The sequence below is a fragment of the Pyruvatibacter mobilis genome (assembly GCF_012848855.1).
Lineage (GTDB): Bacteria > Pseudomonadota > Alphaproteobacteria > CGMCC-115125 > CGMCC-115125 > Pyruvatibacter > Pyruvatibacter mobilis.
Map to the genome: position 1 here is coordinate 1,584,970 of NZ_CP051630.1, position 12,342 is coordinate 1,597,311.

General features: G+C 64.5%; 12 protein-coding genes. All 12 read right to left on the reverse strand.

Annotated features, from left to right (window positions below; all coding sequences use genetic code 11):
• Positions 1-2 precede the first annotated feature (2 nt).
• Complete coding sequence (gene lpxA, locus HG718_RS07540) at positions 3-821, reverse strand: acyl-ACP--UDP-N-acetylglucosamine O-acyltransferase (RefSeq protein ID WP_027844362.1); 819 nt, start codon at positions 819-821, stop codon at positions 3-5.
• Positions 821-1,351 carry a 3-hydroxyacyl-ACP dehydratase FabZ gene (gene fabZ, locus HG718_RS07545; protein WP_160587572.1) on the reverse strand — a complete coding sequence of 177 codons (531 nt, stop codon included), beginning with the start codon at positions 1,349-1,351 and terminating at the stop codon, positions 821-823. The genes lpxA and fabZ overlap by 1 nt, the downstream gene beginning before the upstream one ends.
• A gap of 42 nt (positions 1,352-1,393) precedes the next feature.
• The gene (lpxD, locus tag HG718_RS07550) at positions 1,394-2,422 is read right to left on the reverse strand and encodes a UDP-3-O-(3-hydroxymyristoyl)glucosamine N-acyltransferase (RefSeq protein ID WP_027844364.1); all 1,029 of its coding nucleotides are present in this window, start codon (positions 2,420-2,422) and stop codon (positions 1,394-1,396) included.
• Positions 2,423-2,501: 79 nt separating this feature from the next.
• A complete protein-coding gene (locus tag HG718_RS07555) occupies positions 2,502-3,122 on the reverse strand; it encodes an OmpH/Skp family outer membrane protein (protein ID WP_160587571.1) in 621 nt (206 codons plus the stop codon).
• Between the two features lie 24 nt (positions 3,123-3,146).
• The gene (gene bamA / locus HG718_RS07560) at positions 3,147-5,537 is read right to left on the reverse strand and encodes an outer membrane protein assembly factor BamA (RefSeq protein ID WP_205345664.1); all 2,391 of its coding nucleotides are present in this window, start codon (positions 5,535-5,537) and stop codon (positions 3,147-3,149) included.
• An 18-nt stretch (positions 5,538-5,555) separates the two neighbouring features.
• Positions 5,556-6,704, reverse strand: coding sequence for an RIP metalloprotease RseP (gene rseP, locus HG718_RS07565; RefSeq protein WP_160587570.1), 1,149 nt, complete (start codon positions 6,702-6,704; stop codon positions 5,556-5,558).
• A 104-nt stretch (positions 6,705-6,808) separates the two neighbouring features.
• Positions 6,809-7,996, reverse strand: coding sequence for a 1-deoxy-D-xylulose-5-phosphate reductoisomerase (locus tag HG718_RS07570; RefSeq protein WP_160587619.1), 1,188 nt, complete (start codon positions 7,994-7,996; stop codon positions 6,809-6,811).
• Positions 7,997-8,028: 32 nt separating this feature from the next.
• The gene (locus tag HG718_RS07575; protein WP_160587569.1) at positions 8,029-8,838 is read right to left on the reverse strand and encodes a phosphatidate cytidylyltransferase; all 810 of its coding nucleotides are present in this window, start codon (positions 8,836-8,838) and stop codon (positions 8,029-8,031) included.
• Between the two features lie 68 nt (positions 8,839-8,906).
• Positions 8,907-9,734 carry an isoprenyl transferase gene (locus HG718_RS07580; protein ID WP_160587568.1) on the reverse strand — a complete coding sequence of 276 codons (828 nt, stop codon included), beginning with the start codon at positions 9,732-9,734 and terminating at the stop codon, positions 8,907-8,909.
• A gap of 67 nt (positions 9,735-9,801) precedes the next feature.
• Positions 9,802-10,371, reverse strand: coding sequence for a ribosome recycling factor (gene frr / locus HG718_RS07585; RefSeq protein WP_027841410.1), 570 nt, complete (start codon positions 10,369-10,371; stop codon positions 9,802-9,804).
• Positions 10,372-10,439: 68 nt separating this feature from the next.
• Complete coding sequence (gene pyrH, locus HG718_RS07590; protein WP_027841409.1) at positions 10,440-11,165, reverse strand: UMP kinase; 726 nt, start codon at positions 11,163-11,165, stop codon at positions 10,440-10,442.
• 210 nt (positions 11,166-11,375) lie between these two features.
• On the reverse strand, positions 11,376-12,302 hold the full coding sequence (gene tsf, locus HG718_RS07595; protein ID WP_160587567.1) for a translation elongation factor Ts: 927 nt from the start codon (positions 12,300-12,302) through the stop codon (positions 11,376-11,378).
• Positions 12,303-12,342 lie beyond the last annotated feature (40 nt).

The window sequence follows — 12,342 nt, forward strand, 5'->3', positions numbered from 1 at the left end:
CGCTAGTCGTCAAAGGCGCTATTCATGCCGTTGCCGTCCGGGCGCGGCGTCACCAGCTTGCGCTTGGTGTCGGCCCGGATGAAATCGACAATGTCCATCACGCTTTCATTGTCGCCATATTCCTCGGCGACATCCGCCACGCGCTCTTTCAGCGTGCCTTCTTCGGCAAACAGCAGGCGGTAGGCCCGGCGCAGGCTGTGGATCTCGTCGCGCGAGAAGCCGCGGCGCTTCAGGCCGACAATGTTGAGCCCCTTCAAGACCGCGCGGTTGCCCAGCACGGAGCCGTAGGGGATCACGTCCTTCTCCACGCCCGACATGCCGCCGATGATGGCGTGCTTGCCGATGCGCACGAACTGGTGCGCCGCCGTGAGGCCCGACATGAAGGCGAAATCACCCACCACGCAATGGCCGCCGAGCGTGGCATTGTTGGCGAAAATCACGTTGTCGCCGACGATGCAGTCATGCGCCACGTGGACGCCGGCCATGAACAGGCCGCCATTGCCGATCCGGGTGACGCCGCCGCCATGCTCCGTACCCGGATTGATGGTGACGCCCTCGCGGATCGTGTTGTTCTCGCCGATGATGAGTTCGGTCTTCTCGCCAGAGAATTTCTTGTCCTGCGGCACATGGCCGACGGAGGCGAAGGGAAACACATGCGTCTCGGCACCGATGGTCGTCCAGCCGTCGATCACGACATGGCTGTGCAGCACCACCCCGTCGCCCAGCACGACATTCCCGCCGACCACGCTATAGGGGCCGATCTCGACACCGTCGCCGATCTGAGCGCCGTCCGCGACAATTGCGGTCGGATGGATGGCCATCAAGCGTCTCCCTTGGCCTTGGAAATCTTCGGATTGGCGCCGCCGCCCGCGTCCCGGTCGGCGATCATCGCGCTGAACTCAGCTTCCGCCACCAATGTGTCACCCACTTTGGCCTTGCCGGAATATTTCCAGACCGGCCCGCGCGAGCGGATCATTTCAACATGCAGTTCCAGCACGTCACCGGGCACCACCGGCTTGCGGAACCGGGCCCCGTCGATGGTCATGAAATAGACCGTCTTGGTGTCCGCCCGCGCATCCATGTTGCTCATCACCACGGCGCCTGCCGTCTGTGCCATGGCTTCGATGATCAGCACGCCCGGCATCACCGGCAGCTCCGGGAAATGGCCCTGGAAATGCGGCTCGTTGATCGTCACGTTCTTGATGCCCACGGCGGATTTGTCGCCGTCGATATCGATGATGCGGTCGATCAGCAGCATCGGATAGCGGTGCGGCAGCAGCTCCATCACGCGCATGATGTCGGCAATGCCCATGGTGCCGCCGGTCGGCGGTGTCTCGTTGGTATCGGCCATGTTTCGGTCTCGCAGAATCGGTCTTGGACGTATCGGGACAGTCTAGCCCGATTTCTTCTTCCTTCTCTTGGCCAGGATGGCCACCGCCGCCAGTTCACGCCGCCATTGCGACATGGGACGGGCGGGCGTGCCGCCATATTGCTGGCCGCCGGGCAAATCGCTGGGCACGCCGGTGCGCGCGGCCAGCATGGCGCCGTCACCAATTTCCAGGTGGCCGGCAATGCCCACCTGGCCGCCCGCCACCACGAAATCACCCAGCTTGGCAGAGCCTGAAATGCCCACCTGGGAGACGATCACGCAATTGCGGCCGATCACCACGTTATGGGCGAGCTGGACCTGGTTGTCGATCTTGCTGCCGGCGCCGATCACCGTGTCCGGTCCGCTGCCGCGGTCGATGGTGGTGTTGGCCCCGATATCCACATCGTCCTGGATCACCACGCGGCCCAGCTGCGGGATCTTCTGGTGGCCGTGCGCCCCCATGGCGAAGCCGAACCCGTCCTGGCCGATGCGCGCGCCGGGATGGATGATCACCCGGTCACCGATCAGCGTGTGGGACAGGGTCACATTAGCGGCGATCGCGCAGTTGCGGCCGATCATCACCCCTTCGCCGATCACCGTGTTGGGCCCGACTGACGACCCGGCCCCGATCTCAACCCCGGCGGAGATGACCGCGCCGGTGCCGATGGTCACGTCGTCCGCCAGCTTGGCTGACGGGTCCACATGGGCCGCCGGGCTGATGCCGGGCGCCGCGGAGACATGGGGGTAGAACATCAGCGCCACCGCCGCGTAGGACGGATAGGCCATATCCACCACCAGCAGGGCTGCGCCTTCCGGCGCGAACTCCACCGCCGACGGTGCAAGGATCACGGCCCCGGCCTTGGTCTGGGTCAGGGCATCCTTGTATTTGGGATTGTCGAAGAAGCTGATCTGCGACGGGCCGGCGGCGTCCAGCGGGGCCACGTCGTCGATCTTCAGGCTGCCGTCATCATTGCGGATCTCGGCCGAGATCTTCGCCGCAATCGTCTTCAGATCGAAGGGCCCCGCCTTTTTGAAGAATCTCGGGTCGGCCATCTGTGTCTCGCGATCTCTGAATTGACGCTACGCATGCGGCGGGTCCGGCAGCGCAGGGAGGCGCTACCGGCAGCCATGTTTACTTCGGCGATTTGGGCCGTTCGACCTTCAGCTTGGGCAGCTGCTTGTCGAGGCGGGCGACCACCTCGTTGGTGATGTCGTAATCGACACCGCCCACCAGCACCGCGTCCACCGACAGCACCATGTTGGCACCGCGCTCGCGCAGCACCTCGCGCATGATCTCGTTCAGCACGCCGTTCACCTTGCGGCGGGCGTCAGCTGCCGCTGCCTGCACGGCGGTGCGCTCGAGCTGGAACAGGCTCATCTGGCCCTGGCGTTCGGCCTGAAGGGCGTCCCAGTCCTTGCGGACCTCCGCCTGCGGACGGGTCTGGGCCTGGCCGGTCAGCACCTCCTGGCGAGCGTCCAGATCCTTGATCACCTTTTCCTCGCGGGCGGCGATTTCCGACAGCATGGCTTCAAGCTGGCCGCGAATGTCCTTGCCGACGGCGGACTGGGTGAACACGGTGTCGAGATTGAGGAACAGGGCACGCGCCGGCGGCACCTGCGCCTGGGCTGTGCCTGGCATCACGCCCGCGGCAATCGCTGCGCCCAAAACCATTGCCATCAAGGCTGCGGCGCGCAGCGTGGCGCGCGGTGACCATAGGCGGAAGCCGCCTCCCGTTACTGCGGAGTTACGCACGTAAGTCTCCCCTGTCTTCTTGCTTTAGAAACTGGTGCCGGCGCTGAAGCGGAAGAACTGCTCCTTGTCGTAGTCTTCCTTCAGGAAGGCTTCGGCGAGGTCGACGCGCACGGGGCCGAACGGTGACTCCCAGAACAGGCTGAAGCCGCCCGAGGCGCGGAAGGCCAAGTCGTCCTGAATGTCGCTACGGACGATGGCACCGTTGATCAGGAAGAAGCGGTCATCCTCGTCGTTGAGGCCCACAACACCGAAATCCGAGAACACCGCACCGGTGATGCCGAGCTCTTCCGGCAGGAAGAGCGGCACAGTCAGCTGGGCTGACCCGATGGCGAAGGCATTGGCGCCCAGGGCGTCATCGGTAATGGTGTCACGCGGACCGACGCCGGACGGTTCGAAACCGCGGAAGCTGGAGCCGCCCTTGAAGAAGCGGTTGTTCAGACGCACATCGTCGCCGTTATAACCGAAGATGTAGCCCGCATCGACGCGCAGCGAGGCGATGAAGTCCTCGTTGATGCCGTAATAGATGGCGGCACCCAGCTCGCTTTCGAGGAAGGTCGTGTCACCCAGCGGCGTGCCGAGGTCCTGCTCGAAGAAGAAGGTGTAGCCGCCCGTCGGCTTTTCCGGATCGTTCCGCTGGTCGAGGGAGTAGGTGTAGCCGAGCAGATGCGCGTCGGCCTTGCCTTCGGATGCCTGCACCGAGATCGAGGCGTTGGACGCCACGTTCTTGATTTCCTCGCGCACATAGCTGGTGCGCAGTTGCAGCGACGAGAACTCGCTCATCGGGAAGCCGAAGCGGAAGCCGATACCGGTCTGCTGGAAGTCGAAGCCGGATTCGTCCTGGAAGTCGCTTTCCGTGCCGAACAGGTCGATGCCGGCGCTCAGATTGCGGCCCATGAAATAGGGCTCGGTGAAGCGCAGGTCGATCTGCTGGCGGTCGCCCGACAGCGACAGGCGCAGGCGCAGGAACTGGCCCCGGCCGAGCAGGTTGCGCTCGATGATCGCCAGGTCACCGATGATGCCGGTGTCGGACGAGAAGCCCGCACCGATCGAGAGTTCACCGGTCGATGTCTCTTCCACGTCCACATTGATGACCGTCAGGTCTTCCTGGGAGCCGGGCTCCTCGGTCACTTCCACGCGGGCGAACAGGCCGAGGCTGCGGATACGGTCACGCGAGCGGCTCAGCAGCACGCGGTTGAAGGCGTCACCTTCCGCCAGGCGCAGCTCGCGGCGGATCACGCGGTCAAGCGTGCGGACATTGCCGTTGACATTGATGCGCTCGACATAGACGCGCGGGCCTTCATCGATGCGGAAGGTGATGTTGATCTTGCGCTCTTCGCGGTCGCGGCGCACGCGGGGGCGCACGTCGGAGAAGGCATAACCTTCCGTACCCGCCGCAAAGGTGAGTGCGTCCACCGCGTCGTCGATCTTTGAGGCGTCATACTGGTCGCCGGCCTCGATGGGCACCAGCTTGCGCAGCTCGTCCGTGTCCAGACGCGCCAGCTCGGTCTGCACGTCGATCTCGCCGAAGGTGTAAAGCTCGCCCTCTTCCACCGTGAAGGTGATGAAGAACTCGCTGCCGTCCGGCGCCATTTCGGCGACCGAGGACAGCACGCGGAAGTCGGCATAGCCGTTGATGAGATAGAAGCGGCGTAGCAGCTCGCGGTCGAAGGTCAGCCGGTCCGGGTCGTAATTGTCGTTGGTAGAGAGGAATTTCCACCAGGCCGATTCAGCGGTCGCGATCTCGCCGCGCAGCTCGCTGTCGGAGAAGGCCTTGTTCCCGACGAACTTGATGCTCGACACGCCGGTTTCCGGTCCTTCGCTGATCTCGTAGACGAGGTCAACACGGTTCTGCGGCAGCTGGATGATCTTCGGCTCGATGGCGGCCGCGAAGTTACCCTTGCGGCGGTAGAGTTCGATGATGCGCTGCAGGTCCGACTGAACGCGGGCGCGGGTGAAGACGACGCGCGGCTTCAGCTCCGTTTCGGCCGACAGGTCATCATCGTCAATGCGGTAATTCCCCTCGAACGCCACCCGGTTGATGATCGGGTTTTCCACAACCGTCACGATCAGGTCACGGCCGCTCTGGCGGATCGACACGTCGGCGAACAGGCCGGTGCCGAACAGGGTCTTGAGGGAGGTATCGATGTCCTTGGCGGTGACCTCCTGGCCCTCGCGGATGGTCATGTAGGAGCGGACCGTTTCCGCCTCCACGCGCTGGTTGCCTTCAACCTGGATGCGCGCAATCTCGAGGCTGGACTGGTCGCCGGCATCCTGGGCCGATGCGTCCGGAGCTGCCTGCGCGGATGGCGGGGCGGCAGGCCCCGTTTGCGCCATGGCCGGTGTTGCCAGCAGCATGAACGCGGCAAGCGCTGCGACCGCGCGGTCCTGAAGGTGTGACAGATGAATGAAAGACACTATGTTCCGCCCCATCGCTCAGGAAAATACCGAGCCGATATACTCCACCACCCGCAAATGAACCAGATCATTCCAGGTTGCGAACAGCATCAAAGACAAGACAGCCGCAAGGCCGATACGAAAGCCGTATTCCTGGGCTTTTTCCCCCAGCGGCTCCCCGCGAACCGCTTCGACTGCATAGTACAGCAAGTGGCCGCCGTCGAGCATAGGGATGGGGAAAAGGTTTAACAGCCCGATAGAGACGGACAGGATGGCTGCGAGGTTCAGCAGCGCCAGCAGACCGAGCGTCGCCACCTGGCCGGAGACCTGGGCGATGCGCAGCGGACCGCCCAGCTGATCCGCATTCTGACGGCCGACGATGATGTCGCCGAGATAGCTGAAGGTGGTGGAGATGATGAACCCCGTCTCCTCCACGCCCTTCCACACGGCCACCGCCGGGTTGTAGCGCACGGTCACAAGGTCGTCTGCCGCATTGCTGCGTGACAGGCCGATCATGCCCACCATCTGCGTATTGCCGAAGCGGTCGGTGATTTCCTTGAGCTCGGGCACCACAACGAGGTCAACGAGGACACCGTCACGCTCCACCACTACGTCAAGCTCGCGCTCCGGGCTTGTGGAGACGATGCGCTGCATGTCGTTGAAGCTGACGATCTCACTGCCCTGGATGCTGACGATCAGGTCACCCGGCTCGAAACCGGCTGCCGCGGCCGGGCCGTCCGCCAGCACCTTGTCGATACGCGGGGCGGTGATGGTCTGGCCGACCACGGAATACATAAAAGCGAAGATGATGATGGCGAGGATGAAATTGGCCACCGGGCCCGCCGCCACCACGGCCGCGCGGGCATGCAGCGGCTTGAACTGGAAGCAATCCCCGCGGACATCCTCAGGCAGCTTCTCAAGCGCTGCGCGGTCCGGCGTGCTGGCGGCGCTCTCGTCGCCGAGGAATTTCACATAGCCGCCCAGCGGCAGCCAGCCCACCTTCCAGCGGGTGCCGTTCTTGTCAGTCCAGCCAGCGACCTCGCGCCCGAAGCCGATGGAGAACTGCTCAACGATGATGCCGAACCAGCGCGCGACCAGGAAGTGGCCCATCTCGTGGATGAACACCACAAGGGACAGCACGAAGACGAACGGCACCACATAGCCGAACAATCCGGAAAGAAAATCCATTACGGGCGCTATCCCCTACCTTGCTTCCTGGCGGACGGACCCTGTTGGACCGGCCCTTCCCGCCTTACACATACCGGCACGCAGCCGACTTGCCCGACTGCCCGTCAGGACCGGCGCGCCGTCACCAACTCGGCCGCGATGGCCCGTCCGGCCACGTCGAGCTGCAACACGTCATCCAGGCTGGCGGGCGCGCCTGACAGGCCCTGCGCCACACCGCGCGACATGGTGTCCTCGACAATTGCGGCAATGTCGAGAAAACCGATCTCACCACCCAGAAATGCTGCCACCCCCACTTCGTTTGCAGCGTTGAGGAGTGTAGGGGCCGCCCCCCCTGTTTGCAAGGCAGCCAGGGCCAGCCTCAGCGCCGGAAACCGTTCAAGATCAGGGGCTTCGAAGGTGAGCTGGGCAATCTCGGCAAGGTCCAGCCGGGCCGCCGGCGCGGGCATCCGGGCGGGCCAGGCCATGGTGTGGGCAATAGGCGTCCGCATGTCCGGGGAGCCAAGCTGCGCCAGCACCGAGCCGTCCGTATAGGCCACCATGGAGTGAATCACCGATTGCGGGTGTACCAGCACGTCCAGCTGATCGGTTTCGACGCCGAAAAGGTAATAGGCCTCAATGACTTCGAGGCCCTTGTTCATCATCGTTGCCGAATCGACGGAGATCTTGGCCCCCATCGACCAGTTGGGGTGCGCCACTGCTTCCGCCGGGGTCGCGGCTTCCATGCGGGCCTTTTCCCAGGTGCGGAACGGGCCGCCGGAGGCGGTGAGGATGATCTTGTCGATGGCGTCCCGGTTGTGGGTTTCCAAGACCTGGAAGATGGCATTGTGCTCGGAATCAACCGGCAGGAGGGTCGCGTCGGCCTCGTCCACGGCCTCGAGGAAGACGGTCCCGGCGCTGACGAGGCATTCCTTGTTGGCGAGCGCCACGCAGGCACCCCGGCGGGCAGCCGTCAGGGTGGGCTCGAGGCCCGCGGCGCCCACAATGGCGGCCATCACGTAATCGGTGTCGCGGTCGGCGGCCTCATTCAGGGCGTCCGGCCCGGCGGCAACGGCGATATTGGTGCCGGAAAGGGCTGTTTTGAGCTCGTCATAGCGGTCCGGGTCCGCCACCACGGCCATGCGGGCATTGAACTGGCGGGCCTGGCTTGCCAGCAGCTCCACATTGGCATTCGCCGTCAGCACATCCACCTGGAAGCGCTCGGGATTGCGGGCGACGAGATCCAGCGTTGACGTACCGATGGAGCCCGTGGAGCCAAGGACGCACAGGGTCCTGGGCGCGCTGCCGGGTTCCATGGCAGGCAGAAGATCCTCCGAAGCCGCAATGCTCATACGACGAATACCCCCAAACCGATGCCCTGCCCCTGTTCGGTCAACACGCCAATCAGGGCCGCCAGGGCCGCGGCAACAGCCGCAAAAATCAATCCATCCACCCGGTCCAGCACGCCCCCATGCCCGGGAATGAGATGGCTCGAGTCTTTCACATGTGCGTAGCGTTTCAAGGCGGATTCGGCGATATCGCCGATTTGGGCGATGACCGCGATTCCGCCGCTGATAAGGGCCAGCAACACTGCCACATCCAGATCGAGAATGAGCGACGTCGCAGCCCCCGCCACCGCCGCACCGGCCATACCGCCCAGCAGGCCCGACCACGTCTTGGCCGGGGAGAAGCGCGGCGCCAGCTTCGGCCCGCCTATGGTGCGGCCCGCCACGAAAGCCATGATGTCGGTCGCCCACACCACCGCCAGCAGCCAGTATAGGGTCAGCATGCCCCACTCGCCGCCGCTGCGCAGCCAGACGATGGCGATGCAGGGCAGCAGGATGTAGGGAAAGCCGATCATCGGCCAGCGTCGGCCCTGCCCGCGCAGGATCACCACCACAAGCGCCAGCATCACGCCCGCAAGCGCTGCCAGCAGCCCCAGCAGCGGCTTGTCCGCACCGGCCAGGCCGATGGAGACGATCGCCGTCACGGCGTGGATGATGTAATCCGCATTGAGGTGGCTGCCGCGCACCAGCCGTGCCCATTCATAGGTCATCAGCACGGCGGCAAGCATGACGAGGCCCGTGAAGGCCCAGCCGCCCCGATAAACAAGATAGATGGCGACCGGTGCCAGCACCGCAGCGGACGCGATGCGCATGACCAGTTCACGGCCGGCGGACGGCTTTTTGCCCGGGCCTGCCGGGCCTCCCGTATCGGGACTGTCTGTCAGCGTTGGGGCGTCCATGGCTCTCTTGCCCCGAAGCGGCGTTCGCGCGAGGCATACTCAGCCAGTGCGTCTCCAAGTGTGTCGTCGGTAAAGTCCGGCCACAGCGTATCCACGAAGACAAGCTCCGCGTAGGCCGCCTGCCAGATCAGGAAGTTCGACAGGCGCTTGTCGCCGCTGGTGCGGATGACAAGGTCCGGATCCGGAATGTCGGCGGTTTGAAGATGGTCCGCCACCGTGTCCGGCGTGATGTCGGCAGGCGCCATCTCGCCGCGCGCGACCGCCTCGGCGATGCGGCGGGTGGCGTCGGCGATTTCCGACTGGCCGCCATAATTGAAGGCGATGGTGAGGTTGAGCCCGTCATTGGCGCGGGTCAGCGCCTCGGCGTCGTCGATCATCCGCACGATGTCAGGGGCCAGGCCGTCGCGGCCGCCGATGATCCGCACACGCACATTGTTCTTGTGCAGCTCCGACAGGTCGCGGCGGATATAGAGGCGCAGCAGACCCATGAGGTCGTCCACCTCGTCCTTGGGCCGGCGCCAGTTCTCGGTGGAAAAGCCGTACAATGTCAGGTAGCGGATGCCCCGTTCGCCGACGGCGCGGACCATGCGGCGCACGGTCTCCACGCCCTGGCGGTGACCCAGCTTGCGCGGCAGGTGGCGCTTGGCGGCCCAGCGGCCATTGCCGTCCATGATGATGGCCACGTGCCGGGGCACATTGCCATTGGCCGCTGCAGGCGCCGACCATTGTTCCGGCTGGCGGTCGTGGTCATCGAGACCATCTTCGCTCTCCGGACCGCTGATCGGAACTGGTGCTTCGGCTCTGGACATGAGGTCAGACTATCAGATCGGACATTTCCCGCCCGTTACCCGCAAGGGGCAACGAGGAACAGTCATGTCAGACCTGCATGATCTCCGCTTCCTTGGCTGCGAGCGCGGCATCGACATCGCCCACGGACTTGTCGGTCAGTCCCTGCACCTTGTCGGCCAGCTTCTTGTGGTCGTCCTTGCCAATGTCGCCGTCTTTTTCGGCTTTTTTGAGATGGTCCATGGCATCGCGGCGCACATTGCGGATGGCGACGCGGGCCGCCTCGGCATATTTGCCGGCCACCTTGGTCAGCTCCACGCGGCGCTCTTCGTTCAGCTCGGGGATCGGCACACGCACATTCTGGCCGTCCGCCACCGGATTGACGCCGAGGCCGGCTTCGCGGATCGACTTCTCGACCGGGCCTACCATCGACTTGTCCCAGACCGATACCATGATCAGGCGCGGCTCCGGCACGGAGACAGTACCCACCTGGTTGAGCGGCATCTTCTGGCCATAGGCGTCGACCATCACCGGGTCGAGCAGCGAGGCGGAGGCACGGCCCGTGCGCAGGCCACCGAATTCGCTCTTCAGGTTGTCCAGCGCCCCGTGCATGCGGTGCTCGATGTCTTTCAGGTCAACGCCCGGTGCTTCTTCGGCCATTGCGGCTCTCCTTCGATCTTTCATCCCGCGGGCACGGCATCATGCCGTCCGTATGCGGATGGCGCGTTCTACGCGGCAATGTTCTCAACAATGGTCGACCGCCCCTGCCCCTGCAGCACGCGGCCGAACTCACCCTTTTCGTGGATGTTGAACACCACGATGGGAATGGAATTGTCCCGGCACAGGGCAATGGCAGAGGCATCCATGACCTTCAGGTCATCGGCCAGCACCTGCATGTAGCCCAGCCGCTCATAGCGGGTGGCGGACGGGTCGAGCTTGGGGTCGGCGGTATAGACGCCGTCCACCTGAGTGCCCTTCATCAGGGCATCGCAATTCATCTCGGAGGCGCGCAGAGCGGCCGCCGTATCGGTCGTGAAGAAGGGGTTGCCGGTGCCGGCGGCGAAGATCACCACGCGGCCCTTTTCCATGTGGCGCACGGCGCGGCGGCGGATATAGGGCTCGCAGACCGTCGTCATGGGAATGGCGGAGAGCACGCGCGTCGGCACGCCTTCCTGCTCCAGCCCGTTCTGCATGGCCAGGGCGTTCATCACCGTGGCCAGCATGCCCATATAGTCGGCGCTGGCGCGCTCCATGCCTTCGGCAGCACCCTTGAGCCCGCGGAAGATGTTGCCGCCGCCGATGACGAGGCACACCTCAACACCGATCTCCAGGGCGTCCTTCACCTCACCGGCGATGCGCTTCACCACCTTGTGGTCGATGCCGTAGGTCTGCTCCCCCATCAGCGCTTCACCGGAGACCTTCAGGAGGACGCGCTTGAACTTGGGCTCGGACATCGGGGCACTCCGGCGGGGCCATCTGCGTGCAGATGGCAACAGTCTTCAGATGAAATCAAACGTCAGATGGCAACACGCCGCCGACTCAGACAAGTCGGCGGCGGGTCATATTGTACGATGCGGGGCCGAGTTTCCAGTGAGACCGGGCGGTGTTTCCCGCCCGGCATCCGCTGGCCCGGCCCGCCGGCCACATGGCCGGCGCATGGCGTCTTAGCCGTTGGCGGCAGCGGCGACTTCAGCGGCGAAGTCGGCCTCTTCCTTCTCGATGCCTTCACCGAGCTCGAAGCGCTTGAAGCCCTTGAGCGCGATCGGTGCACCGACATCGCCTTCGGCATTCTTGATCGCCTTTTCGACCGTGTTGTCCGGGTCGATCACGAAGGCCTGCTTCGACAGCACCACTTCCTCGTAGAACTTGCGGATGCGGCCTTCCACCATCTTGGCGATGATCTCTTCCGGCTTGCCGCTTTCGCGTGCCTCGGCCGAGAGCACGTCGCGCTCCTTGTCCACCACGGCCGGGTCAAGCTCGGCTTCGGTGGCGGCCAGCGGGTTGGTTGCTGCCACGTGCATGGCGATCTGGCGGCCCAGCTCGGCGAGCTTGCCGGCATCGCCGGTGGACTCCAGCGCCACCAGCACACCGATCTTGCCGAGGCCCGGCGCGGTCTGGTTGTGCACATAGGCAGCCACGGCACCATTCTCGACCGAGAGGCTCTCGGCGCGGCGCAGGGTCATGTTCTCGCCGATGGTGCCCACCATCTCGGAGATATGCGCTTCGACGGACTTGCCGGCGCCGGGGAAGTCAGCGGCCTTGAGAGCGTCCGTGTCGCCGTCTGTCTTGAGGGCGACGTCGGCGATGGCGGACACCATCTTCTGGAAGTTCTCGTTGCGGGCCACGAAGTCGGTCTCGGAATTCACTTCCACGACCACGCCCTTGGGGCCATCAACGGCAACGGCGACGAGGCCGTCAGCCGCCACGCGGCCGGCCTTCTTGGCGGCCTTGGCCAGGCCCTTGGTGCGCAGCCAGTCAACGGCGGCTTCCATGTCGCCATCGGTTTCCTTGAGGGCGGCCTTGCAATCCATCATGCCCGCGCCCGTGGTGTCGCGGAGCTCCTTCACCATGCCTGCGGTAATGTTGGCCATCGGTGATCCTCTTTGAGTTCGTTCGGGTTTTCACTGTCGC